Source organism: Salinispora oceanensis (assembly GCF_000383575.1).
Taxonomy (GTDB): Bacteria; Actinomycetota; Actinomycetes; order Mycobacteriales; family Micromonosporaceae; genus Micromonospora; species Micromonospora oceanensis.
In genome coordinates, this window is sequence record NZ_KB911579.1 from 996,584 (window position 1) to 1,020,951 (window position 24,368).

General features: G+C 70.1%; 23 protein-coding genes and 2 tRNA genes. 11 read left to right on the forward strand and 14 right to left on the reverse strand.

The window, feature by feature from the left end:
• Nucleotides 1-54: 54 nt before the first annotated feature.
• Complete coding sequence (locus SALPAC4_RS0104410) at nucleotides 55-774, reverse strand: SOS response-associated peptidase (protein ID WP_033664851.1); 720 nt, start codon at nucleotides 772-774, stop codon at nucleotides 55-57.
• Between the two features lie 104 nt (nucleotides 775-878).
• Between SALPAC4_RS0104410 and aroA the strand changes: the two genes are divergently transcribed.
• From aroA to SALPAC4_RS0104430, 4 genes are all read left to right on the forward strand, one after another.
• Entirely contained in the window at nucleotides 879-2,180 is a 1,302-nt protein-coding gene (aroA, locus tag SALPAC4_RS0104415; RefSeq protein WP_018729303.1) for a 3-phosphoshikimate 1-carboxyvinyltransferase, read from the forward strand.
• Nucleotides 2,150-3,274, forward strand: a complete 1,125-nt coding sequence (rsgA, locus tag SALPAC4_RS0104420; protein WP_033664849.1) for a ribosome small subunit-dependent GTPase A — start codon at nucleotides 2,150-2,152, stop codon at nucleotides 3,272-3,274. The genes aroA and rsgA overlap by 31 nt, the downstream gene beginning before the upstream one ends.
• 25 nt (nucleotides 3,275-3,299) lie before the next feature.
• Nucleotides 3,300-4,103, forward strand: coding sequence for a histidinol-phosphatase (hisN, locus tag SALPAC4_RS0104425; RefSeq protein WP_019869323.1), 804 nt, complete (start codon nucleotides 3,300-3,302; stop codon nucleotides 4,101-4,103).
• A gap of 74 nt (nucleotides 4,104-4,177) precedes the next feature.
• Entirely contained in the window at nucleotides 4,178-5,101 is a 924-nt protein-coding gene (locus SALPAC4_RS0104430) for a hypothetical protein (protein ID WP_018729300.1), read from the forward strand.
• Here the strand turns inward: SALPAC4_RS0104430 and SALPAC4_RS0104435 are convergent.
• Nucleotides 5,056-6,258 (reverse strand): glycosyltransferase, encoded by a 1,203-nt coding sequence (locus tag SALPAC4_RS0104435; protein WP_019869324.1) that lies wholly within the window; start codon nucleotides 6,256-6,258, stop codon nucleotides 5,056-5,058. The genes SALPAC4_RS0104430 and SALPAC4_RS0104435 overlap by 46 nt on opposite strands.
• Before the next feature lie 162 nt (nucleotides 6,259-6,420).
• On the opposite strand from SALPAC4_RS0104435, the gene SALPAC4_RS0104440 reads away from it, so the two are divergent.
• Both SALPAC4_RS0104440 and SALPAC4_RS0104445 read left to right on the forward strand, forming a co-directional pair.
• Complete coding sequence (locus SALPAC4_RS0104440; protein WP_019869325.1) at nucleotides 6,421-6,993, forward strand: DUF5709 domain-containing protein; 573 nt, start codon at nucleotides 6,421-6,423, stop codon at nucleotides 6,991-6,993.
• A 91-nt stretch (nucleotides 6,994-7,084) separates the two neighbouring features.
• On the forward strand, nucleotides 7,085-7,540 hold the full coding sequence (locus SALPAC4_RS0104445) for an ATP-binding protein (RefSeq protein ID WP_019869326.1): 456 nt from the start codon (nucleotides 7,085-7,087) through the stop codon (nucleotides 7,538-7,540).
• Here SALPAC4_RS0104445 and SALPAC4_RS0104450 read toward each other — a convergent pair.
• The 4 genes from SALPAC4_RS0104450 to SALPAC4_RS0104465 all read right to left on the reverse strand — a co-directional run bounded on the left by SALPAC4_RS0104450 (nucleotide 7,537) and on the right by SALPAC4_RS0104465 (nucleotide 9,874).
• Nucleotides 7,537-8,487 (reverse strand): ribose-phosphate diphosphokinase, encoded by a 951-nt coding sequence (locus SALPAC4_RS0104450; RefSeq protein ID WP_019869327.1) that lies wholly within the window; start codon nucleotides 8,485-8,487, stop codon nucleotides 7,537-7,539. The genes SALPAC4_RS0104445 and SALPAC4_RS0104450 overlap by 4 nt on opposite strands.
• Nucleotides 8,488-8,509: 22 nt before the next feature.
• Nucleotides 8,510-9,343 (reverse strand): phosphoribosylaminoimidazolesuccinocarboxamide synthase, encoded by an 834-nt coding sequence (locus SALPAC4_RS0104455; RefSeq protein WP_019869328.1) that lies wholly within the window; start codon nucleotides 9,341-9,343, stop codon nucleotides 8,510-8,512.
• A gap of 135 nt (nucleotides 9,344-9,478) precedes the next feature.
• Nucleotides 9,479-9,724, reverse strand: coding sequence for a hypothetical protein (locus SALPAC4_RS0104460; RefSeq protein ID WP_019869329.1), 246 nt, complete (start codon nucleotides 9,722-9,724; stop codon nucleotides 9,479-9,481).
• A gap of 76 nt (nucleotides 9,725-9,800) precedes the next feature.
• A tRNA-Met gene (locus SALPAC4_RS0104465) sits at nucleotides 9,801-9,874 on the reverse strand.
• Between the two features lie 121 nt (nucleotides 9,875-9,995).
• Between SALPAC4_RS0104465 and SALPAC4_RS0104470 the strand changes: the two genes are divergently transcribed.
• Nucleotides 9,996-10,610 (forward strand): dihydrofolate reductase family protein, encoded by a 615-nt coding sequence (locus SALPAC4_RS0104470; protein ID WP_019869330.1) that lies wholly within the window; start codon nucleotides 9,996-9,998, stop codon nucleotides 10,608-10,610.
• Between the two features lie 81 nt (nucleotides 10,611-10,691).
• On the opposite strand, the gene SALPAC4_RS0104475 is transcribed toward SALPAC4_RS0104470, so the two are convergent.
• The 3 genes from SALPAC4_RS0104475 to SALPAC4_RS0104485 all read right to left on the reverse strand — a co-directional run bounded on the left by SALPAC4_RS0104475 (nucleotide 10,692) and on the right by SALPAC4_RS0104485 (nucleotide 15,003).
• Nucleotides 10,692-10,765: transfer RNA gene (locus tag SALPAC4_RS0104475), tRNA-Met, on the reverse strand.
• Nucleotides 10,766-10,889: 124 nt separating this feature from the next.
• Entirely contained in the window at nucleotides 10,890-13,880 is a 2,991-nt protein-coding gene (locus SALPAC4_RS0104480; protein ID WP_188116842.1) for a UPF0182 family membrane protein, read from the reverse strand.
• A gap of 109 nt (nucleotides 13,881-13,989) precedes the next feature.
• Nucleotides 13,990-15,003, reverse strand: coding sequence for a YlbL family protein (locus tag SALPAC4_RS0104485; protein ID WP_026323182.1), 1,014 nt, complete (start codon nucleotides 15,001-15,003; stop codon nucleotides 13,990-13,992).
• A gap of 182 nt (nucleotides 15,004-15,185) precedes the next feature.
• On the opposite strand from SALPAC4_RS0104485, the gene SALPAC4_RS25060 reads away from it, so the two are divergent.
• Nucleotides 15,186-16,400 carry a zinc-dependent metalloprotease gene (locus SALPAC4_RS25060; RefSeq protein WP_019869332.1) on the forward strand — a complete coding sequence of 405 codons (1,215 nt, stop codon included), beginning with the start codon at nucleotides 15,186-15,188 and terminating at the stop codon, nucleotides 16,398-16,400.
• Between the two features lie 19 nt (nucleotides 16,401-16,419).
• On the opposite strand, the gene SALPAC4_RS0104495 is transcribed toward SALPAC4_RS25060, so the two are convergent.
• Together SALPAC4_RS0104495 and SALPAC4_RS0104500 are read right to left on the reverse strand one after the other, a co-directional pair.
• The gene (locus SALPAC4_RS0104495; RefSeq protein WP_019869333.1) at nucleotides 16,420-17,082 is read right to left on the reverse strand and encodes a hypothetical protein; all 663 of its coding nucleotides are present in this window, start codon (nucleotides 17,080-17,082) and stop codon (nucleotides 16,420-16,422) included.
• 29 nt (nucleotides 17,083-17,111) lie between these two features.
• Entirely contained in the window at nucleotides 17,112-17,630 is a 519-nt protein-coding gene (locus tag SALPAC4_RS0104500) for a M48 metallopeptidase family protein (RefSeq protein WP_027644411.1), read from the reverse strand.
• Nucleotides 17,631-18,106: 476 nt separating this feature from the next.
• Here SALPAC4_RS0104500 and SALPAC4_RS27895 point away from each other — a divergent pair, with 476 nt between their 5' ends.
• From SALPAC4_RS27895 to SALPAC4_RS0104515, 3 genes are all read left to right on the forward strand, one after another.
• Entirely contained in the window at nucleotides 18,107-18,274 is a 168-nt protein-coding gene (locus tag SALPAC4_RS27895) for a DUF5679 domain-containing protein (RefSeq protein ID WP_012014940.1), read from the forward strand.
• A 180-nt stretch (nucleotides 18,275-18,454) separates the two neighbouring features.
• Entirely contained in the window at nucleotides 18,455-19,507 is a 1,053-nt protein-coding gene (locus SALPAC4_RS0104510; RefSeq protein ID WP_019869335.1) for a hypothetical protein, read from the forward strand.
• 132 nt (nucleotides 19,508-19,639) lie between these two features.
• Nucleotides 19,640-20,986 (forward strand): ABC1 kinase family protein, encoded by a 1,347-nt coding sequence (locus tag SALPAC4_RS0104515; RefSeq protein WP_019869336.1) that lies wholly within the window; start codon nucleotides 19,640-19,642, stop codon nucleotides 20,984-20,986.
• A 340-nt stretch (nucleotides 20,987-21,326) separates the two neighbouring features.
• Here the strand turns inward: SALPAC4_RS0104515 and SALPAC4_RS0104520 are convergent, their stop codons facing one another.
• From SALPAC4_RS0104520 to SALPAC4_RS0104530, 3 genes are all read right to left on the reverse strand, one after another.
• Entirely contained in the window at nucleotides 21,327-21,689 is a 363-nt protein-coding gene (locus SALPAC4_RS0104520) for a WhiB family transcriptional regulator (protein ID WP_018744128.1), read from the reverse strand.
• Between the two features lie 129 nt (nucleotides 21,690-21,818).
• The gene (locus SALPAC4_RS26050; RefSeq protein ID WP_027644410.1) at nucleotides 21,819-22,073 is read right to left on the reverse strand and encodes a hypothetical protein; all 255 of its coding nucleotides are present in this window, start codon (nucleotides 22,071-22,073) and stop codon (nucleotides 21,819-21,821) included.
• Between the two features lie 122 nt (nucleotides 22,074-22,195).
• Entirely contained in the window at nucleotides 22,196-24,355 is a 2,160-nt protein-coding gene (locus tag SALPAC4_RS0104530; RefSeq protein WP_019869337.1) for an ATP-dependent DNA helicase UvrD2, read from the reverse strand.
• Nucleotides 24,356-24,368: the final 13 nt, after the last annotated feature.

The window sequence follows — 24,368 nt, forward strand, 5'->3', positions numbered from 1 at the left end:
AGAAAGTTTTGCTCTTAAAACCGACAAATCACCTGACCTTAAGTCGCGAATACGTCAGAAAAGTGTCTCCTCCCCAGACCCGCTGCCACGCCGGCGCGGCACCGACGCCGCGACCCGTTCGACGAGCCCCGGGCCGTCGTTCCGGACGTTGCCAACTGCCGGCCCAACCGGACGGACCTCCAACCCGGCCAGCCACTCCAGCGACGGCGGGGTGAGCAGGTCCACCGGCCGCTCGGTGGGCCCCAGCCAGGCACCCCACCGCTCGGTGGGCAGCAACAGCGGCATCCGGTCATGTACGTCGGCCAGGTCGCCGCGGGCGGGGGTGGTCACGATGCCGCAGGTGAGCAACGGCTCACCCGGGCCCTCCCACACCGAGCAGATGCCGGCGAAGACGACCGGCGAGCCGTCCCGGGGAGTCAGGTAGTACGCCTGCTTGCCACCCGGGTGACGGACCCACTCGTACCAACCGTCCGCCGGCAGCAGACACCGGTGGCGGGCGAAGGCACGGGCGTACGCCCGGCTCGTGGCCACCGTCTCGGCCCGAGCATTGATCATGCGAGCAGCGCCGGCCGGGGAGCGCGACCAAGCCGGGACAAAGCCCCAGCGCCCCAGCGAAAGCACCCGCTGGCCGGCCGCGGTGGCCTGGACCAACGGCACCGGATCGGTGGGGGCGACGTTGTAGGCCGCGCCGAGCCGGCCACCCGTATCGTCGTACGACTCGAACATCGCGCTCAGGTCCCCCGCGGACCGGGTCGTCGCGTATCTCCCGCACACACCGGACACGCTAGCGCCCCAACCGGTCGCCCGCCGTCCCGCGAAGCGGGCCGGCACCGGGGGTAGCTGACGATGACCGTTGGTGAAGGCGGCAGAATGTAACCGTGGGAAATCTGACCGCTACCCGGCCGCCGCGGCCATGGACCGCCCCGACCGCCTCGGATCCGGTCTCGACGAAGCTGCGCCTGCCCGGCTCCAAGTCACTCACCGCGCGCGCCCTGGTGCTCAGCGGCCTGGCTACCGGCCCATCAACGCTCGCGCGGCCCCTACGAGCCCGCGACACCGAGTTGATGGCCAACGGACTACGGGCGATGGGTGCGCACGTCTCGACCAGCGACGACGAGCGCTGGCTGGTCCGGCCGCACCCGCTGGCCGGGCCGGCGCACATTGATGTCGGCCTCGCCGGCACGGTGATGCGCTTCCTGCCCCCGGTTAGCGGCCTCGCGGACGGTCGCATCACCTTCGACGGCGACCCACAAGCCCGCCAGCGTCCGCTGGGGCCACTCCTGGACGCCCTGCGCCGCCTCGGTGTCCGAATCACCTCACCGACCTCCGGGAGCCTGCCGCTGACCGTGCTCGGTGGCGGCAACATTCGCGGCGGCGAGGTCGTGATCGACGCCAGCGCCTCCAGTCAACTCGTCTCCGGGCTGCTCCTGGCGGCTCCCCGCTTCGACCGAGGGGTGGTCGTTCGACACGTCGGCCCGCCGGTGCCCTCCGCGCCCCACCTGCGGATGACGGTGCAGATGCTGCGAGCCGCCGGTGCCGCCATCGATGACACCACCCCCGATGTCTGGACGGTCGAACCGGGCCCACTGACCGGCCGTGGCTGGGAGATCGAGCCAGACCTCTCCGGCGCGGTTCCGTTCTTCGCCGCCGCGCTGGTCACCGGCGGAGAGGTAACCGTGACCGGCTGGCCGGGCGGCAGCGTCCAGCCAGTCGAGCGGCTCCGCGGGCTGTTGCAGGCGATGGGGGGCGAGGTGTCCCTCTCCACCACCGGGCTGACCGTGCGGGGCACCGGCACCGTCCACGGCCTGACCGCCGACCTCTCCGACGTGAGTGAACTGACCCCGGCGTTGACCGCGCTGGCGATGCTCGCCGACTCCCCCTCCCGGTTTACCGGGATCGCCCACATCCGGGGGCACGAGACCGATCGAATCTCGGCGCTCGCCCGCGAGTTCACCGCTCTCGGCGCCGACCTCACCGAGTCCCAGGACGGGCTGGCGATCCGACCCCGGCCGCTTCGTGGCGGAGTGTTTGAGACCTACCACGACCACCGGATGGCACACGCCGCCGCGATCGCCGGGCTGGCCGTGCCCGGCATCGAGCTGAGCGACGTTGCCTGCACCTCGAAGACGATGCCGGAATTCCCGGCGCTATGGTCAGCGATGGTGACCGGCAAAAGCTGAGGGGAGCTGTCCTGGCAACGAGGCGGCGGGAGTACGACGAGGACGACGTCCGGATTCGGCCCGGCAGATCCTCACGCCCACGTACCCGAAGGCGTCCGCGCCACGCGGACGCGGTCGAGGGGTTCGTCACCGCCGTGGACCGAGGGCGCTACACCTGCATGCTGGAGGGCGCCGAACCGAAGCAGGCGCCGGTGACCGCGATGCGGGCCCGGGAGTTGGGTCGCAAGTCCGTCGTAGTGGGCGACCGGGTTGGGCTGGTTGGCGACACGTCCGGTAGGCCCGGGGCACTGGCCCGGATCGTTCGCATAGCCGACCGCAGCTCGGTGCTGCGACGCACCGCCGAAGATGACGCGACCACCGCCGAAGGGCGACTGGAGCGGGTCGTCGTCGCCAACGCCGACCAGCTCGTGATCGTCAGCGCACTGGCCGATCCGCCGCCCCGGACCGGCTTCATCGACCGCTGCCTGGTCGCCGCGTACGACGCCGACATCGAGCCGCTGCTCTGCCTCACCAAGGCCGACCTCGCCGGGCCGGAGGAGGTGCTCGGGTACTACGCCGACCTGGAGCTGCCCTATGTCCTGATCTGCCCCGACTCGACCCTGGACGCGCTACGCGGCCTCCTCGCTGGACGGATCTCGGTGCTGGTAGGGCACTCCGGGGTAGGTAAGTCGACCTTGGTCAACCGCTTGGTCCCCGCGGCCACCCGAGCAGTTGGCCAGGTCAGCGCGATCGGTCGAGGCCGGCACACGTCAACCAGTGTGGTGGCGTTGCCGCTGCCACCGGTCGCCGACACCGCCGAGGGCTGGATCATTGACACCCCGGGAATCCGCAGCTTCGGGCTGGCCCACGTCTCCGCCGAGAGCCTTTTGCACGGCTTCCCCGACCTCGCCGAGGGGGCGGCCGACTGCCCGGCGAACTGCCCACACACCGTCGGTGAGCCGCTCTGCGGGCTGGGCGCCCGAGTCGCCGCCGGCCAGGCCGACCCACGCCGGCTGGCCTCATACCGGCGGCTCCTCGCCTCACGCACGGGCGAGAGCGAGCCGCGCACCAAGCCCAGTTCCCGAGACCCGAGTAACCCGTCGGCGGGGAGCTGACCAGAGCGGCACTACTGTTCCCTGGATGAAGGGTTACGCCGCCGACATCACCCTCGCCCACCGCCTCGCGGACGCCGCCGACGCAGTCTCTGCCGCACGCTTTCGCGCCGTGGACCTTCGGGTGGAGACGAAGCCTGATCTCACCCCGGTCTCCGACGCCGACACCGCGGTCGAGCAGAAGATTCGGGCCCTGCTCGCCGCCGAGCGCCCCCACGACGGTCTCCTCGGTGAGGAGTACGGCGAGCAGCCCGCCGCCGGCCCGGACGGGCGGCGGTGGGTGATCGACCCGATCGACGGGACGAAGAACTTCATTCGCGGCGTACCAGTGTGGGCCACGCTGATCGCCCTACTCGAGGGGGACCATCCAGTCGCCGGCCTGGTCTCCGCACCGGCTCTGGGGCGGCGCTGGTGGGGGGCGCTCGGCGAGGGGGCGTACGCGGGTCCGGACCAGGCGTCCGGTGCGCCGATCCAGGTATCGGCGGTGGCCGAGCTGACCGATGCCAGCTTCTGCTATTCCTCGCTCAACGGCTGGGCGGAGAGCGGCCGGCTGCCGGCGGTCCTACAGATCATGCGAGACGCCTGGCGCAGTCGGGCCTACGGCGACTTCTACGGCTACATGCTGCTGGCCGAGGGGGCGCTGGACATCATGGTGGAGCCGGAGCTGTCGCTGTGGGACATCGCCGCGCTGGTGCCGATCGTGACCGAGGCGGGCGGAACCTTCACCGACCTGGCGGGCCAGCCCGCTCCGGGGGAAATCGGCTCCGGCGGAATCAGCGCGATCGCCACGAACGGTCCACTACACACCGACGTCCTCGCCCGCCTGGGTTGAGTACCTGCGCGCTGATTTCGGTCAACCTCTATCCTCGCGCTGTGGTTTCCTCCGGTTGGTGCTTCCTCGCGGCAATGATCATCGCCTACGGGATCGCCAACCTGCTCCAGTCGGTCGCGGCGGCCCGCACCACCGTGCACCACTCGTTCGATCCGGGGTTGCTGCTGCGACTGGCCGGACACCGCACCTACCTGCTCGGTCTGGGCTGCCAGGTCGGCGGTTTCGTCCTGGCCTTCCTGGCCCGACGGGACCTTCCGCTCTTCCTGGTGCAGGCCAGCATGGCGGCGGGGCTCGGCGTGACCGCCCTCCTCGGGGTGCTCCTGCTGAGGTGGCGACTACCCCGGGCGGAGATCGTTCTGCTGGTGCTGCTCGTCGCCGGGATCACCGGGCTGGTGCTCTCGGCCCGGCCGGCACCCTCGCGGCAACTCGGCACCGCCGGCCTGGTCACCCTGGCGGCGACCTTCGGCGTGATCGCCCTACTGGGCTTCTTCGCGGTACGGCTGCACGGCGCGCCCGGATCGGTCGCGCTCGGCTCCCTCGCCGGCCTGGCCTTCTCTGCCGCGGCGGTGGCGGCCCGGCCACTTGCCTCGACCCACTCGGTGGAGGGGTTCCTCGGCGATCCGCTGCTCTACCTGTTGGTGGCCCACTCGGTCATCGGCCAGCTCCTCCTCGGCCTGGCTATGCAGCGCGGGTCAACCACGGCCGCCGTAGCCGCGATGGACGCGGCCGGGGCGGTGCCGGCAGCCATCATCGGGCTGCTGCTGCTCGGCGACCAGATCTGGCCGGGTCGGGAGTGGCTGGCCGCGGCCGGCTTCCTGGTCACCCTCGCCGCCGTACTCGGGCTGACCCGGTACGCGGAGCCGCAGCACCAGCACGCCGTGGCCGGTAGCCGGGAACGGGTGCTGGTCAGCGTTGGCCGGTCCAGTTCGGCGCCGCCAGGGCGGGTAGGCGCTCAGGCGGCCTCAACCGGGGCGCGGCAGCGGGCCACCCGCTCGTAGAGCCGTTCCAGGGCAGCGCCGGTCCGCTCCCACGTGTAGCTGCACCGCACCCGGTCCACGGCGGCATGCCCGTAGGCGAACCGCTCGGCGCTGTCGGTCATCAGCCGGCGCAACGTCACCCCCAAGGCGCGTACGTCGCCCGGCGGCACCAGCCGTCCGGTGACCTCGTCCACGACCGCGTCGGCGATTCCACCCATCGCGTACCCGACCACCGGCACGCCGCAGGCCATCGCCTCCAACGACACCCGGCCGGCCGAGGCGTAACCCGACGTACAGGCCACCACGTCCGCCGAGCGGTACCAGGTGGCCAGCTGCTCGTGCGGCACCGCCCCCACCAGAGTCACCTGATCGGCCACCCCGTTGCGTTCGGCCAGTTCCTGAAGCTGGCGTGCCTCGGCGTGCCCGGCGAGCCGATCGCCCGGCGGGCCGCCGACGATCACCAGTTCCGCGTCGCCAGCCATCCGGATCACCCGGATCAAATCCTCCTGGCCATGACCGGGGTCGAGGGTGGTCACGGAGAGGATCCGCGGTCGCGCCTCGCGCGGCGCCGCCTCCCCATCGGGGTGGAACAGCTCCGCATCCACCCCTGGTGGGACCAGCGCCACCGAGGCACGTTGTAGCCCCATCCGGGCCAGTTCGTCCACCTCGTCGTTGGACTGAGCCACCGCGATGTCCACCACGCGCACAAGGGCCCGCTCCAGCGGAATTCGCTCCGCCGGCGCGCGGTAACGCGCGCCGAGGCGGCGCAGTTGTTCCAACCCGAGCGAGTGGAAGGTCTGCACGATCGGGATGTCGGTCTCGCGGACGGCGTGCGCGGCGGCGAGCCCACCGAGCCAGTAGTGCCCGTGCACCATCTCCGGCGCCCAGTCGTCCGCCCACCGGTCGGTCAACCAACGGCCGTACTCGGCGACATGGCCAACCAACTCGGCGGTGGCCACCGCCGCGGCGGGACCGACCGGGACTCGCTCGACCAGGTAGCCGTCCGCTGTCGCCGTCGCCGCCTGGTCCGGGGCGTCGCGGCGCTCGTAGAGCCGGACGTCGTGGCCCCGCCCAGCGAGTTCGGTGGCGACCCGGGCGATGTGCTGGTGGGTCCCAACAGCCGGGCCGCCGGCACGCCGGGACGGGTCAGCGTGCGCGCAGACGAGACCAACGCGCATGGTCACCTCCAGGCATCGTCACAGTGGCGGTCCTCCCGGTCAGAGAGTCCCATTAACCCAGGGTCCAGGAGTCGAAACCTGGCAGATCGGCGGCAGCGGTCGACTGGCGATGGCTGCCGGAGCGACGGTTACGAGACGTGGGGCAGCGGGTAGAGCATCGGCATGCGCGACGACGAGTACCCGACCCCGGTGTCCGACCCGGAGGCGGTGGGCCTGCCCGACACCGCCGACGACGACTCGACCGCGAACGACGACGTCCGGACCGGGCGGGAGGCAGACGGCCCGGACCCCGCGCAGCTGCCCGGGGACCGGATGCCGGTCGCGGTCGACCGGTTCGGGACCACCGCCGACGAGCAGCTCGACGGTGAGTCGCTGAATGCCAAACTCGGCCGGGAACGGTACGAGCGGTCAGCGGATGATCCGTTGGCCGGACCGGTCGACCCGGACATCGCCGCCGAGGCGAACAGCCCGGAGCAGGCCGCTCAGGCCCAGCTCGACGCTGATGTGTTCGAACCGGGACCGTCCTCCGATCCGAACTCCCCGGTCTCCCTCTACGACCACGGCCTGCTCGGAAGCGGGGCCGACGCCCAGGTGGGTCGGCTGGTTGAGCCGGACGAGGGGGCCCATCCCGACCAGGAGACCGACTCGGTCGCGTACGACGCGGGTTCGGCCGGCGGTGGTGCGAGCGCTGAGGAACTGGCGGTCCACGAGACCCGCCCGCCGCCGGCGGTCTGACCCTCAACCTTCGGCATCGATATGGGTAGCGGCTCTGGCGTACGGTGAGAATTGCCACTATTCCGCACCGTGACCCCTGCCGGGAAAGGCCATGACGAACGCAGATCCGGACCTACCGCGCACGGCTGCGCCTCCGGAACCCTGCCTGTTGATCGCCACCGCCTTCGACCAGGGAGAGGTGACCCAACTACGCCACTCGGCCGCCGCCTGCGCCCACGGAGCGGGCCTACGGGGCCAGCGGCTCAACGACTTTGTGCTGGCAATCAACGAGCTGACCACCAACGCGGTTCGGCACGGCGGCGGGCGCGGGTCGCTACGGATGTGGCGGCAGGCCAGAAACCTGGTCTGTGAGGTCTCCGATCATGGGGATGGCCTCAGCAGCCGACTTCTCGTGGACCACCGCCGCCCGGCCCCGGATTCGGTCGGTGGCTGGGGACTCTGGCTGGCGCGCGAGCTGAGCGACACCATGGACGTGGAGTCCGACCGAGCCGGGACGGTCGTCCGCATCACGATCCGGCTGCCGCTCCCACACCCCGCTCCCGACTAGCCAGGGGGCGGGTGGTTCAGCCGAAGAGCGCGCTCACCGTTGTGAATACGGCGAATCGCCTCAGCCAACGCGGGGGCCACCGACAGTACGGTCAGCTTGGGGACCCGCTTCTCGGTGGGGATGGGAACCGTGTTGGTGCAGACGATCTCCCGCACCTCCTCCTGCTCGCTCAACCGCTGCGCGGCTCCGTCCACGAGGAGGCCGTGGGTGCAGGCCAGCCGGATCGAGCGGACCCCCAACTCGCGCAGGTGGCCCATCAGCTCGACCACCGTGCTGCCCTTGACAATCTCGTCGTCCACCACGATCACGTCTCGGCCCTGGACCTCGCCGATGATCGTGCTGATCTCCACCCGGTCGCCCCCGAAACGCTGCTTGGCACCCGCGGCCACCGGCGTGCCGAGCTGCCGGGCGAAGACCGCCGCCTCCTTGACATAGCCCAGGTCGGGCGAGACCACCACGGTGTTGCTCAGATCATGCGCCTGGAAGTGGGCGGCTAGTTCACGTAACGCGTGCAGGTGATCGACCGGGATCCCGAAGAAGCCGTAGACCTGCGGCGAGTGCAGGGTCATCGTGAGGACCCGATCGGCGCCGGCCGCGGTGAGCAGGTCCGCGACCAACCGCCCACCGATCGAGATGCGCGGGGCGTCCTTCTTGTCGGAGCGGGCGTACGCGTAGTGCGGTAGCACCACGCTGATCCGACCGGCCGAGGCCCCGCGGGCCGCGTTAACCATGAACAGCAGCTCGACGAGGTGCTCCTGCACCGGCGGGACCAGCGGCTGGATCAGGAAGACGTCCCGTTCCCGACAGTTGGCCTGTAACTGCACTTCCAGACAGTCGTTGGCGAAGCGGGACACCCGGGTTGGGTACAGGGGCACCCCCAGGTGGGTGCAGATCTCCGCACCGAGCTCAGGATGGGCGCTTCCACTGAAAACGGCGAGCTGGCGCACAGCTACCGATTCTACGACCAGTTCAGCCCCAGCGCTCGCCGGTGAGTTTCTCGTAGACGTCAACGTAGCGGGCTCGGGTGGCGTCAACGACCTCACCCGGTACCTCCGGCGCCGGGCTCTGCTTGTCCCATCCGCTCCTGGTGGCCCAATCCCGTACGTACTGCTTGTCGTACGAGAACTGGGCGCGTCCCGGCTGGTACGACTCGGCCGGCCAGAACCGGGAGGAGTCCGAGGTCAGCAGCTCGTCGCCGATCGTCAGCGTGCCATCGGCAGCCCAACCCAGCTCGATCTTGGTGTCGGCGATCAGAATTCCCCGGTCGGCGGCGAGCTCGGCTCCCCGTCGGTAGACGTCGAGCGTGATCTGGCGCAGCCGCTCGGCGGTCTCCGCGCCGACCTTGTCCACCACCTCACCGAAGGTCATCGGCTGGTCGTGCTCTCCTACCGGCGCCTTGGTGGAGGGGGTGAAGATGGGCTCCGGCAGGGTGGCCGCCTCGACCATGCCGCGCGGCAGTGCGATCCCGGAGACCGCTCCGGTGCGCTGGTACTCGGCGAAGCCGCCGCCAACCAGGTAGCCCCGGGCGACGCACTCCACCGGAACCATCTCCAGTCGCCGGCACCGAATCGCCCGGCCGGCGAACTCCGGCGGCACGTCGGTCGCCGAGAGCACGTGGTTTGGCACCAGCTCGGCGAGTTGGTCGAACCACCACAGCGAGAGCGCCGTGAGAAGTTTGCCCTTCTCCGGGATCGGCGTCGGCAGCACGACGTCGTAGACGGAGACACGGTCCGAGGCGACCAGGATGAGGTCGTCGCCGTCAGCGTAGACATCCCGGACCTTGCCCGAGTGCAGAAGTTCCACGCGGGCTAGTACATCACGCGGCCCGGACCGCCCCGCGGCGGCAGCGGGCGGCCCGCCGCGGCCGAGGACGGCCCGCCGCGGCCGAGGACGGCCCGCAAGACCCGACGTGGAGGGGCGCCGGGAGCGCTGGTCGGCTCAGCGCCGAGGTCCGCGCCGACCGCGGAGGACCCCCCGCAGGACGAGCAACACGATCACGACGACCACGACCAGGCAACAGAAGAACCCGAGGAAGCCGAGGCCCCCGCGGCGGCGCCGGGCGGCCTCGATCGCCAGCTCACCCGGGCCACTGGCCGCCCAAGCCGCCACCGGGACAAAAACCGCCAGTACGACCGCACCGAGGACCGTGCTGAGCCGGCCCCACCACTTCGCGAATGCAGACATGACTCCATCCTCGCCGAGCCACGCAAGCCGGGTACGGCGAAGGCCCTGGAGGAAACCTCCAGGGCCTTCGAACAAGTAGCGGGGACAGGATTTGAACCTGCGACCTCTGGGTTATGAGCCCAGCGAGCTACCGAGCTGCTCCACCCCGCGTCGGCTTCATTACTGTACCCCATCAGACCCGGCCATGATCCGCACCCCCCCGATCCTCGGGTATTTACCAGGTACATCCACGACCGGTGTTGTAGATTCGCGCCGATCCGGAACTGCCTCTGTGGACTGCCCGAAGATCGGAGTCGCTTTGCGCAAGCTCGTCTACTTCGTCGCCGCCACCCTCGACGGTTTCATCGCCGCACCTGACGGATCGTTCGACTTCTTCGCCCTGGAGCCCGATCTAGCGCCCTACCTGGTGGCTGAGTGGCCCCAGACGCTGCCCACCTTCACCCACGCCCAGCTCGGTGTCGCATCCCCGCCAACTGGTCGTTTCGACACCGTGCTGATGGGCCGCGTCACCTACGAGCCGGGCCTCCGGCTCGGGTACACCAGCCCCTACGACCACCTGAAGCAGTACGTCTTCAGCCGCTCACTGGCCCCGGCCAGCTACCCGGACGTGGAGATCGTCTCTGGCGATCCGAGTGCCTTCGTCCGCCAGCTCAAGGCACGGCCGGGCCGCGACATCTGGCTCTGCGGTGGCGGGCAGCTCGCCGGTCAGCTTCTCGACGAGATCGACGAACTGGTACTCAAGCTCAACCCGGTCGTCGCCGGCAGCGGTATCCCGCTGGTTGACCGGGGCTTCGACCCGCACCGCTACGCGCTCACCTCGACGCGCCCGTTTGCCAGTGGTGTGGTCGTGTTGCACTACGCCCGACAAATCGGCGACCCCGGCTAACAAACCTCATCGGGAAAGTCCCGCCGGACTGTTCCGCCATAGGCGAAAGCCCCGGATAAGTCATCCGGGGCTTTCGAAAAGTAGCGGGGACAGGATTTGAACCTGCGACCTCTGGGTTATGAGCCCAGCGAGCTACCGAGCTGCTCCACCCCGCGTCGGCTCGTAAACATTAGCGCACCATCCCCGGCCAACGCAAAACGTCCTCCGCCGCGGGGGGGCACACACAACGACGCCCCCGGAATTTCCGGGGGCGTCGTTGAACGTGCGTACTGGGGAGGGTCAGCCGCCGGGCGACGGTGAGCCGGTCGGCGCCGTGGTCGGCGTGGCAGCGGGGGGCGTCCCCGCCGCCTGCTCGAAGGCCGCGGTCGCATCATCCAACGCCTTCAGCGCCCGGCCGTAGCGCTCGAAGTCGCCGGATTCCTGCGCGGCCCGGAGCTCCACGATCGCCGCCTGAACCCGCTGGGCCGCCTCAGCCACATCGCCCGTGAACGGGGGCGGGGTAGCGCTCGGAGTCGTCGGAGCCGGGGTCGGGGTCGGGGTCGGACTTGGGGGCGTCTCGTCGTCAGCGGGTGGAGGCGCTGGTGCACCGGCCTGTTCACCCTGCTCGACGAGCTGTTTGATGCCGTCGGGGAGGTTGTCGGCCAGGACGACGAACGATCCGCCGTCGCCGTAGGAGAGAAGCACCTTCTGCAACAGGGGATAGGCCTGCTGTTGGTTGCTCTTCACATAGACCGGCTCGACGTAGAGCATGCCGTTGCCGAACGGCAGGGAGAGCAGGTTGCCGTACTGGACCTGCGCCTGGTTCGACGAAAGCAGGTTCAGCTGCTGCCGAATCTGGGCGTTGTTGGTCATCTGCTGGTGCACCTGCACCGGGCCGGAGATTCGAGTGTCTTCCGGCAGTTCGTACACCTCAAGCCGTGGCTTACCGTCCACGTACGAGCCAGAGATCAGCGCCGCGAGGTTCTGCCGTCGGTTCGGCGTCACCGCCGAGGTGAGCTGGAACCGCGGTTCATCCTGCCCGGGCATCTGGGTGAAGAGGTAGTACGGGGGCTGCTTCTGGCCGCTGTCCGGCGCGTCCGGCACGTTCGGCACCTGCCAGAAGTCCTGCCCGGAGTAGAAGTCACCGGGGTTGGTCACGTGGAACCGGGTGTACACGTTCCGCTGCACCTTGAACAGGTCAGCCGGGTAGCGGAAGTGGGCGCTCAGCTCGGTCGGGATCTCCGACTTCGGCTTGATCAGGTCGCCGCCGAAGGCCTTGTTCCACGCCCGGAGGACCGGGTCACCGTCGTCGAACTCATAGAGGGTGACCGTGCCGTCATACGCATCAACCGTCGCCTTGACCGAGTTCCGGATGTAGTTGATGTTCTCCCGGGCCTGCTGGAAGGTGCCCCGGTTGGTGAGTTCGTCGGTGGTCTCGGTTTGGAGATTGATCCGCTCGGCGTAGGGGTAGGTCGCGGCGGTCGTGTAGCCGTCGATGATCCACGTAACCCGGCCATCGATCACCGCCGGGTACGGGTCGCCGTCCACGGTGAGGAACGGGGCGACCTTCTCCACCCGCTCCCGCGGGTTCCGGACGTAGAGTAGCTTCGAATTCTCGTTGACCGCCTCGGAGAGCAGGAAGTTCGACTCCTGTTCCTTGATCGCGTAGAGCAGCCGGCGACCGAACGAGCCGACGTCAACGCCGCCGGAGCCGGTGTAGGTGTAGTAGGACTCGGATCCGTCCTCGCCGACCGGCCGATCGAACTCGGCCGGGCTCGCCTCCGGGTTCGCCTTACCGACGATGGCGTAGTCGCCGGCCTCCATCCGTTCGCCGTAGTAGATCCGCGGCTGGCTGGCCGGGATCTGGTCGACCTGGGCGGCACACCCCTCCTGCGACCGCTCCCCGAGGAAGCCAGAGACGAAGTACGGCTGGCCACCACAGACCACCCGGTTCGCCGGGGCCGCGACCAGGCCGTACCCGTGGGTGTAGACGGTGTGCCGGTTGATCCAGTTGCTCTGCTGCGTGGTCAGCTCGCCATAGTTGATCTCACGGACCCCGACCACGTAGTCCTGGGTCTCCCCGTCAACGGTGTAGCGGTCGATGTCGAGCTTGGGGCCGAAGTCGTAGAAGCCGCGGACCTGCTGGAGCTGCGTGTACGTCTCGCTGACTAGCTGCGGATCCAGCAGTCGGGCGTTCGGCACCACCGCAGTGTCGGTGGCGAGGCTCGCTGGCGGTTGCAGGTTACTCGCCGCGTACCGCGTGGCCTCGGCCTCGCCCAGACTGAAGGCCGCCCGAGTCGCCTCGATGCTGCGCTCGATGTACCGCGCCTCCTTGTCCCGGGCACTCGGCTTCACCTCGAAGGTCTGCACGGCCCACGGGTAGATGCCGCCGATGGCGACCGCGGAGACCCCGAGCAGGGCCAGCGAGATGCCCGGCCAGACCAGGTTCCGCATCCAGGCGTTGGAGAAGACGAGGACCGCGATCGCCACGACGACCGAGATGTAGGCGAGGATCTCCTTCGCCGGCAGCAACGCATTGACATCGGCGTAACCGGCACCGTAGACGTTGGCGCCATCGTTGTACTCCAGCAGCATCGTCCGCCGGTCGAGCACGTACGCGACGGCCTTGAGCAACACGAAGAGCGCGACCAACGTGCTCAGGTGGGCCCGCGCCGCGGTGCTCATCCGGTCCCCCACGCCCTGGAGCCGGATCCCGCCGAAGACGTAGTGCACAGCGAGCGCCCCGAGCAGGGCCAACACCACGGCGGTGAAGGCGACCCCGAGCAGATAGCGCCAGAACGGCAGGTCGAAGACGTAGAAGCCGATGTCCACCCCGAACTCTGGGTCCTTGACGCCGAAGTCCCCGCCGTTGCGGAACAGCAACCACTCGCTCCACCGGCTCTGTGCCGACAGCCCCGCGAAGAGGCCGACCACGACGGCGGCCATCGTGAACCAGATGCCGAGCCGAGGGCTGAGCAGCATCCGGTATCGCTCCAGGGTGGCCTGCTCCGGTGACTGCGGTCGCAGCCGAGGCCGCAGTCGATGCGCCAGCCAGAGGTTGCCGCCGACGATGGCCGCCATGGCCAGCCCGACCGCGACGAAGAGCAGCAGCCGGGTGACGAGCACCCCGCTGAAGACCGCGGTGTAGTCGACCTCGCCGAACCAGAGCCAGTCGGTCCACGCCTGCACACCCCAGCCGAGCAGGGTGAAGAGCACGAACACCCCGACCAGCACACCAATCGTGACGCGTCCGCGTCGGCTCATCCTCGGCATTGGGGCGCTGCTACGCATAACCACTGTTGGCTCCGCACGTTCGGTTGATCGGCTCCGACCAGGCCACCAGAGTACGGGGTATTCCCAAACCTGTCGTCCGCGGTCACACCGAGTGCCGGCAGTTGGCTCAGCAGCGGGTCGGTTCGCCCCCCGTTCGCAACTCCTCAAGGGCCGTCAACGCATCGTCCAGCGTCGCTACCTTGAGCAGCGGAAGGTCGGGCTGGGGATTGCGGACCGCCTCGGCGCAGTTTTCCGCCGGGACCAGGAAGGCGGTGGCACCGGCCTCCTTGGCGCCGACCAGCTTCTGGGGGATTCCGCCGATCGGGCCGACCCGGCCCGTGTCATCGATCGTGCCGGTGCCGGCGAGGATCTGTCCACCGGTCAGATCATCCGGGGTCAGCTTGTCGATGATGCCGAGGGCGAACATGAGCCCGGCGCTCGGGCCACCGATGTCCGCCAGGTCGATCGTCAGCGTGAACGGGTGCGGCTGCTGCTGCTCGATTCCGATCCCGATCCGGGGCTTGCCGTCCCGCTCCTGGGTGGTGATCCGCGCGGTCCCCGGGGTCCCGTCGCGGGTGTAGCCGATCTCCAGGGCGGTGCCGGCCGGCTCGGCCTGGATCAACTCGGTGAGCCGGATGGCCACCGGGACCGGCTCTCCGTTGACGGAGGTCACCACGTCGCCAGGACGGAGCAGACCGGCCGCCGGCCCGTCCCCGACCACCGTCTTGACCTGCACCGTCACCGGGAATCCGAGCTCGCGCAACGCGACCGTCTCCGCGCTGGACTGGGAGGCCTCGAAGTCCTCCGCATTGCGTTCCTCGACCTCCTCACGGCTCTCCCCCGGCGGGTACACCAGTTCCCGCGGTACCACCGCCTCGTCGTCGGAGAACCAACCCTGGATGGCTCCGCGCAGCTTGACCGAGGGCTGCACCCCCACCGTGGTCAACCGCAACTCCCCCGCCGAGGTGGAGGTCTCCCGGCCCTCGACCTGGATGACCTCCTTGCCGTCCTCGGTGCCCAGCGTGTTGACGGTGGGGCCGGGGCCCAGCACCACGTACGGGATGGGCGCCGCGAGCACGCCGATACCAAGCAGGGCAACAAAGATGGCACCGAGCAGGACGGTCATGCCGCGACGTCTCATGCGGCAGAGCGTACCGACCGAGTGCGCTGGGCCCCGCGGACCTGCCAGGACTTCACCGTTGACGCGACGCCAGCCGACGCGACCTGGGGCATGGCGCGCGTACCGTAGACCCCGTGCCTGATATTCCGTTCGGTTTCGCGCTCCCCGGTGGCCAGCCACCAGACCCCAACGACCCCGCGCAGATGCAGCAGTTCATGTCCCAGCTGCAGCACCTGCTCGCCGCGCCCGGCAGTGGGCCGGTGAACTGGGACCTGGCCCGCCAGGTGGCGGCGAGCCAGCTCAGCGCCGGGGGTGATCCGGCTGTCTCGCCGTACGAGCGCAACGCGGTGGAGGAGGCGCTGCGCCTGGCCGACCTCTGGTTGGAGTCCGGCTCGGCGCTCCCGTCGGGCATCCGCGCCTCGGTGGCGTGGAACCGGAATGAGTGGATCTACAAAACCCTCGACGTCTGGCGCAAGTTGTGTGACCCGGTGGCCAGCCGGATGGTCGGCGCCATGGGTGACCTGGTGCCGCCGGAGGCGCGGGCCCAACTCGGCCCGATGCAGTCGATGGTGGCCACCCTCGGCGGGGCCCTCTTCGGGGGCCAACTGGGCCAGGCCCTCGGCTCGCTCGCCGCCGAGGTGCTCTCCGCCGGCGACATCGGGCTGCCGCTCGGCCCGGCCGGCACCGCGGCGCTCGTCCCGGCCAACATCCGGGACTACGGTGCCGGGCTGGAACTGCCGGAGGACGAGGTACGCCTCTACGTGGCCCTGCGCGAGGCCGCTCACCAGCGCCTCTTCGAGCATGTGCCGTGGCTGCGCGGACACGTGCTCAACGCGGTGGAGATGTACGCCTCGGGCATCCGGGTCAACCGCGAGGCGATTGAGGAGGCGATGGGCCGCGTTGACCCGACCGACCCGGAGTCGATGCAGGCGATCGCGCTGGAGGGGATCTTCACCCCCGAGGACAATCCATCCCAGAAGGCGTCGCTGGCCCGGTTGGAGACGGCCCTCGCGCTCGTCGAGGGCTGGGTCTGCCACGTGGTCGACAGCGCGGCCGGGGAGCGACTGCCCAACGTCGTCCGACTCGGGGAGGCGTTCCGGCGGCGGCGGGCCGCCGGAGGTCCAGCCGAGCAGACCTTCGCCGCCCTGGTCGGCCTGGAGCTTCGGCCGCGGCGGCTGCGCGAGGCGGCGGCGCTCTGGGCGGCCCTCACCGAACACCGGGGAATCGCCGGGCGGGACGCGCTCTGGGGTCACCCCGACCTGCTGCCCTCCGACGACGACTTCGCCGACCCGGTTGCCTTCGCCCAGTCCCGGCTCGATGCTGACGAGTTGGAGAGCTTCGACTTCAGCGCGCCGGGTGGCCCCCCGGAGCAGGCCCCCGGCGAGCCCGACGGAGAGAACCCACCCACCGCCAGCTGACTCTCCGGCCCCGCCGGGGTCAGCCGAGGATGCCCGCGCCGGCAAGCAGGGTGCGGGTGGCGTCCCAGCCAGCCAGGGCGGGGTCGAGTCGGGCCAGGTCGGCCGGGCCGCGCAGTCGATGCCACCCCGCGGTGACGGCGAGCTCGCTGGGCCGAGGTGCCGCCGCCCGCACCGCGGTGGGTACCGCCCGGTCCAGGTCCAGCGCCGGTAGCCACTCCGGTAGGGGCAGTCGGGCCGCCGCACCGAGCAGGCCGGTGTCGCCACCGCTGACCGGGGCCACGGCCACCGGTCGGGTGGTGAGCGGCCGGAGCAGCTTGCCGATGGTCAGCCCCGGCAGGTCCGGGGCGTCCCCGGCGACAACCGCCACCTGGTCGTATCCGTGCCCGGGCTCGGGATGGTTGACGCTGGCCGGCTGGCTCGGCTGGGCGGTCCGCCCGCAGCTGGCGAGGACGGCGCCGACGGTGGGCCGCGAAATCTGGTAGACGGTGGTGCCGGGCCAGACCACGGCGTCGGCCAGCCACCGGTCGGCCGCGGTCACCGCAACTGCGGTTTCGACCTCGTTGAGCGTGGCGAGGAGATCAACCACATCCTCGGCGAGCGCCGTCCGCCAGTCGGTGGGGGCGATCTCTGGCGGCGTCCAGGTGACCGGCGCGAGCAGGGCTACCACCAACCGTCGTACCACGCACCGACCCTACGCCCCGCCGGCGTAGATCAGGAGGAGGAGACCGCCGCGATGCCCTCCAGGTAGCCACGGGCCCGCTCGGTCTTCGGGTAGCGGCCCACAAGCCGCCAGAAGCGGGCGTTGTGGTTCGGGACGATGAGGTGGGCCAACTCATGCAACAGGACATAGTCGATCACCCAGTCCGGCATGTCCTGTAGCCGGTGGGAGATGCGAATCGTCCGATCGGCTGGGGTGCAGGAGCCCCAACGACCGTTCTGGTTGGTCACCCAGCGGACGCTTGCCGGAATCGCGTCCGGGCCATGATCGGCCAGGTAGAGGGCGATCAGTCGAGTGGCACGGGCGAGGAGTTCGTCGTCGGATCGGACCAGCCGGCCCTCCCGGGCGGCGAGCCGGGCAAGCATTCGGTCCACCCACTCGCTCTCCTCCGCTCGGGAGAACTGGTCTGGGATCAGGACGACGACCCGCTCGCCGTCGCGGTACGCGGACACCGTCCGGCGGCGGCGCTGGCTGCGCCGTACCTCGACCACCGGCTTCCGCGGTGCTGCCATCAGCCCGCCGCGCCGCCTCGGATTCCTGCCACGAAGAAAAGTTACTTCGTGGTGACTAGGGGTCCGCAAGGGCCAACCCGCGACACGCGCCCGAAAAATAAGTGTTGGTCGCCCGGAGTCCCGAAAATTTTTCTGCGTTAGAGTGCCCGGGAATAACCCGAAGGCAAGCCCGGGCCAGGTGATCACGTTCACTCCCGTCACCTGTGGGCACCCTGCGCCGTTTTTCAGGGCATCCGTCCGGCGTGTCCCCACCAAACTCACTTATCCAAGCTAATTCGCCGTGCACACTCTCGTCGTCAACTTGCTCACAGTGTCGATGAGGAGTTGACATGGAACCCCCCAGACCTGGGTAGGGTCCGCGGACCGGTGGTCACGCCTGTGACCACGACGGAAGGCCTAGCGCCGGCGCCCTCATGGCCCGCCGCTGGAACCCCGCCGGATGAGCGTTCGCCGGCGGACGAGACGAGGAGGCACCCGTGGCCGACCAGGCCCAGACTTACAACGGTTACTGCGTCAAGTGCAAGGAGAAGCGGGACTTCGAGGGACGCGTCGAGGTTTCCAAGACCGGGATGAACATGGCCAAGGGCAAGTGTCCGGTGTGCGGCACAACAGTGAACCGCATTCTGGGTAAAGCGAAGGTCTAACGCCTTTCTGGGTGGTGGAAGGGTCAACCCTTCCACCACCCAGCCAATGTCGGTTGCCGGACAGGCGCGTCGGAGGCCTGTGGAGAACCAGCCGCTTCCTGTGGAAAACCCCGGGCAGGACTCCGCACACCTGTGGACAACGTTCGACGGAAAGCTCTGACGCGACCACCATTCGTGTCCATGAGCCTTACCGCCCTGCCTCGGCCAACCCTGCTCCCCGGCCTCACCCGCCTCTGGCGGGACCGACACACGCTGCAACTGGGTGTCGATCCGAGCCGGGCCGTCCTGCTGGAGCTGGCCAACCCGCGTACCGCCCGGCTCCTGGACCTGCTCGACGGCGCGCATAGCGAGCGGCACGTGCTGGAACAGGCCAACCGAATCGAGGTGGGGCGGGAGGCCGCCCGCACCCTGCTCGAGGCGCTCCGCACCGCCGGCCTGGTCGTACCCGCTCACACCCTCCTACCCCGCGACCTGACCGGGCCGCCACGAACCCGCCTCACCGCCGAGGCCGGCGCGCTCGCCCTGGCCAACCAACGGCCCGCCGGCACGCCCGCACAGGTACTGCGCCGCCGCCGGACAGCGCGGGTGCTGGTGGCCGGCGCCGGGCGCCTGGGCGCTCCCGTCGCCGTCGCCCTGGCCCAGGCCGGGGTTGGGCACGTGCAACCACGCCTGGCCGGCCCGGTCGCGCCGGCGGACCTCGTCGGCACCGGAATCCCCGCCGCCGACCTCGGTCAGCCGCTCACCAGCGCGGTCCGGGAGACCCTCGGCCGCACCGCCCCCGGCACCGCCACTGGTCCACTTCAACCTGGCCGGATCGACCTCGTGATTCAGTGCGGTGCGGACCGCCCGGCTCCCCTACTCGCCGCCGCCCACCGCCAACGCCGGCAGGTACACCTGCTGCTTGACCTCCGGGAGGGCGTGCCGGTCATCGGCCCGTTGGTCCGGCCACCGATCGGTCCCTGTCTGAACTGCCTCGACCTGCACCGAAGGGACCGCGACCCGAGCTGGCCGGCGCTCGCCGCCCAGCTCGCCAGCGGCACGCCGGAGTGGGCCTGCGCGACGACAACACTGCTAGCTGCCGTGGCGTACGGCACCGGCGAAGCCCTGGGCCACCTCGATGGCGGTGACCCGGCCACCGTCAGCGGTTCCATCGAGGTAACCGCCGACGGCCAGCTACGTCGCCGGCACTGGGCGCCCCACCCCTCCTGCACCTGCTCCGGTCGCGGAACGTGAGATCAGTCGGCGGGCCCGGTGAGCCCAGAGCCCGACCGGTCCGCCGCAGCCCCGGGGCGCCCAGCTGTCCGAAGGGGGACCGGCCCAGCCGCACGGCAGCCGCGGGCCCGCCCGGTCGGTCACAATAGCCAGGTGACCGAAATCCCGCGCCGCGCCGTCTCCCGGACCGCCAAGCTCGCCGCCCTGCCGCTCGGCTTCGCCGGCCGGACCGTCCTCGGCGTGGGCAAGCGCGTCACCGGGCTCGCCTCTGACGTGATCTCCACGGAGATCCAGCAACGCACCGCCGAACAGCTCTTCAGCGTCCTTGGGCAGCTCAAGGGCGGCGCGATGAAGTTCGGCCAGGCGTTGTCGGTCTTCGAGGCGGCGCTGCCCGAGGAGATGGCCGCCCCCTACCGACAGGCGCTGACCAAACTCCAGGAGGCCGCACCCCCACTGCCCGCCGCCTCCGTACACCGGGTGCTCGCCGAGCAACTCGGCCCGGACTGGCGGGACCGGTTCGTGGAGTTCGACGACACACCGGTCGCCGCCGCCAGCATCGGGCAGGTACACCGCGGGCAGTGGCGAGAGCCGGGCTACGACGCGGCCGGCGCGCCGAACACCCGCGACGTGGCGATCAAGATTCAGTACCCAGGTGCGGGAGAAGCCCTGCTCACCGACCTCAAACAGCTCTCCCGGCTCGGTGGGATGTTCCGGGCGATCCAGCCGGGGCTGGACATCAAACCGCTCCTCGCCGAGCTACGGGAACGCATCACCGAGGAGCTCGACTACGAGCTGGAGGCCGAGTCGCAGCGCGCCTTCGCCACCGCGTACGCGGACGACCCGGAGATCTACATCCCGGCCGTGGTCGCCGCGTCGCCGCGGGTCCTCGTGACCGGGTGGGTTGAGGGAACTCCACTGTCGCAGATCATCCGGGAGGGCTCCGAACAAGAGCGGGACGAGGCCGGCCGGTTGATGGCCACCCTGCACCTCTCCGCGCCGATGCGGGCCGGGCTGCTCCACGCCGACCCGCATCCGGGCAACTTCCGGCTGCTGCCCGACGGGCGGCTTGGGGTGGTTGACTTCGGTGCGGTGGCCCGGCTCCCTGAGGGGACCCCCGAGCCGATCGGCCGCATCGCCGGACTGGCCTTGCGGGGAGATGCCGAAGAGGTGATGGCCGGCTTGAGTGACGAGGGTTTCGTCAGCAACAGCGAGGCTCTTGACGGACCGGCGCTGCTGGACTTCCTACAGCCGATGCTGGAACCGGTCGCCGCTGAGGAGTTCCGCTTCACCCGGGCTTGGCTACGGGCCGAAGCGACCCGACTGGCCAGCCCTCGCTCGCCCGCGTACCAGCTCAGCCGAAATCTCAACCTGCCCCCGTCGTACCTGCTGATCCACCGGGTCACGCTCGGCTCGATCGGGGTGCTGTGCCAGTTGGAGGCGAAGGCACCGTACCGGGGGATCCTGGAGCGCTGGCTGCCCGGCTTCGCCCCGGTCGCCTGATGCGATGACGGGCGCGTCCGGGGTAACCGAACGCGCCCGTCGCAGCGGTGTTAGCTAACGGGCCCGGTCCCCACCCGAGAGGGGGGATCGGGCCCGCTGCCTAGCCGACTCCCGACTCGCGCGCCGCCCGCCGACGGGCGGCCATCGCGACAGTACGGGCGGAGCGATAAGCCTCAGTGCTCGTGGTGGTGCGACCGGCCTGAGGCCGGGGCATTCGAGCCCTCGACAACACTTCGTTCAGTAATTGCAGTTCAAATTTGTTCGATTGCTGGAACATCCTCGTCAGCTTTCTCGTGGCCGGCGCGAACACCGGCGAAGGGTGGAACGGATCGGGTGGTTGTCAGGCCGCCAGCCGGACCGCGTCGCGCCGGGCCAGTCCACTGGCCTCCAGTCGCGCCTCGGCCTCGACCCGGAGTGTGGCGTCGCGGGCGACATCTTCCTTACGAGGACGGCCTCGGGGCCGCTTACGCGGGACCACCGCGCCACGCTCGAAGATCTCGCCACCCCAGACGCCCCAGGGCTCGGCCCGCTCCACCGCGCCAGCGAGGCACTCGACGCGCAGCGGGCAGTCCCCGCAGAGCGACTTGGCCACCTCAAGCTCGGGGGGCGAGTCAGAGAACCACAGGTCGGGGTCGAACTTCCGGCAGGGCAGGTTCGCCTCCAGCTCGACACTCAGGTCGAGTGGGACCAACGCCAGACTCATCGCCCGGTCACCTCTCTCTCACTTCGATCTTTTGGATCGCATTTCCGACATACTTCGACGGGACAAAAACGAAGGCCGCGGATCCCGGTATGCGGGTTCCGCGGCCTCGAGGTGAGCCGGTGGTCTGGATCAGACCGGTCTACCTCGAGGTGGAACACCGCGGACGTCCGTGCGCCGCTTGGCGCTATCAACGCCCTTGCCCGTGAAACCACTGGTCCCTTGAGTTCCGAATGGCGCCAGCGCGAGAATCAGCTCGGTCTGAGTCTCGACCTGGTACGCCTGCGGAACCGACGGTCGCGCAGCGGTGAGGGCCAGCTGGACGGCCGGCAGGGAAGCCATGGCAGCAGGCAGCACCAACGGACGTGCATTGCTGTGATTCTTCATTGGGGCCACCTCCCTAACTTTCCCTCGTGCCGACTGGATCACGCCCGTGAGCAGCCTGAATGCCGCCGCTCGCGAGGTATGCCCCGAGGCTATGCCGCACCCGGGGGCGAGGGCAAACGAATTTACGGCAAGATTTCGGAAGTTCTCTCCGGGCAGACCTCGTCCACCGTCGCACCGGCTACCAAGGCCAGCACCGCCTCCCCGTACAGCCCCAGCTTGCGGGCCCCGATCCCGGCGATCGCGGTGAGGTCCCGGGGCTGCTGTGGGCGCCGCTCCGCCAACGCGACCAGAGTCGCGTCGGTGAAGACCACATAGTCCGGTACCCGCTGGCCACTGGCCACCCGACGCCGCCACTCACCCAGCCGCCCGTGCAACTCCTGGTCCAGGTCAGACGGACAGGCGGTGCACCGGCCCAGCTTGCGCTCCGCACCAGCGAGCAGCGTCGTACCGCAGACCCGGCAGGAGACGAGTTGGGTACGCCGACGCTCGGTCCGCCGTACCCCGCTCGCACCGGCCCGCCCTCTGGAACCGGAGGAGTCCAGCCGGGGCAGGAAGCGACAGGGCCGCCGGGGACGCCCACCCGGTGAGCGGGCTGAGGCGTACGACAGCCAAAGCCACTCCCGAGCCCGGGTGATGCCCACGTAGAGCAGCCGGCGCTCCTCCTCCACCTGCTCCGGTGTTTTGGCATAGGTGGTGGGCAGGGTGCCCTCGGCGAGGCCGACCAGGAAGACGGCATCCCACTCCAGACCCTTCGCCGAGTGCAGGGATGCGAGTGTCACGCCCTCGACCGTCGGCACGTGCTGGGCGGCGGCACGCCGAGCCAGCTCGTCGGTGAAGTCGGCCAGCGTGGCCGGCCGCTCGACCGCGGCAGCCGGTCCGATCGGCAGCACCGGGGTGCTGGCCGCGTACTCCTCGGCGAGTTGGACCAGGGCGGCGAGGGCCGCCCACCGTTCCCGGGCGGCGCCACCGGCTGGTGGGGTGTCCGGTGCCCACCCCACCGCGGCCAGCGCCTCGATCACGGCCGCCCGCAGCGGGGTGTCACCAGGAAGGGAGCGGGTGGCGGCGCGCAGCGCGACCATCGCCTGCCGTACCTCGACGCGCTCGAAGAACCGCTCCGCACCCTGCACCTGGTACGGCACCTCGGCCTCGGTCAGCGCCTCCTCGTACGCCTCGGACTGCGCATTGGTCCGAAACAGCACGGCGATCTCCCGGGCCGGCGTGCCGGCGTCCACCAGAGCACGGCAGCGGGCGGCGACGGCGGCGGCTTCGGCCGGCTCGTCGGTGAAGATCCTCAACTCGGGCTCGGGGCCGGTCGGGCGCTGGCCGACCAACTCCAGCCGAAGCCGCGCCTCAGCGCCCCGGGCCGGCGCGATGACCGAGTTGGCCAGCCCGACCACCTGGGGGGTGGAGCGGTAGTCGCGCACCAGGCGGACCACCGTCGCGCCGCGGTGCCGGCGGGGGAAGTCAACCAGGTAGGACGAGGTCGCGCCGGTGAACGAGTAGATCGTCTGACTCGCGTCACCCACCACCGTCAGGTCGTCTCCACCACCGAGCCACGCCTCCAACAGCCGCTGTTGGAGCGGGTTGACGTCCTGGTACTCGTCAACGACGAAGTGCCGGTACTGGGCGCGTACTTGGTCGGCGACGTCCGGGTGCTCTTCGATTCCCCAGATCGCGGCGCGCAGCATGTCCTCGAAATCAATCACCCCGCCGGCGCGTTTGGCCTTCTCGTACGCGGCGAAGACGTCGGCCACCTTCGCCGGCTCGTACTGGGTGTCCCGCAGCGCCCGAGCGGCCGCGACCACGTACTCCCCGGGCTCGACCAGGGACGACTTCGCCCACTCGATCTCGCCCGCGAGGTCCCGGACGCCGGCCCGGTCGGAGCGGATCCCGACCCTCGCCGCGGCGAGGGTGACCAGCCGGACCTTACTGTCCAGCAGCTCGGGCATCGCCCGACCGGCGAGCAGCCGGGGCGCGAAGTAACGCACCTGACGCAGCGCCGCGGCGTGGAAGGTGCGCGCCTGCACGCCCGGCACCCCGAGCGTGGCGAGTCGGCTGCGCAGCTCGGCGGCGGCCCGTGCGGTGAAGGTGACCGCGAGCAGGTGCCGGGCCAGAATTTCCCCGGTCAACGTTCGGTGAGCGATCCTGGAGGTGACCGCCCGGGTCTTCCCTGTGCCGGCGCCGGCCAGGACGCAGACCGGGCCAGCCGGGGCGGTTACCGCCGCCCGCTGCTCTGGGTCGAGGCCGGCGAGCACCCGGTCGGAGGCTGAGTGGGACACCACAGCGAGGAATTGT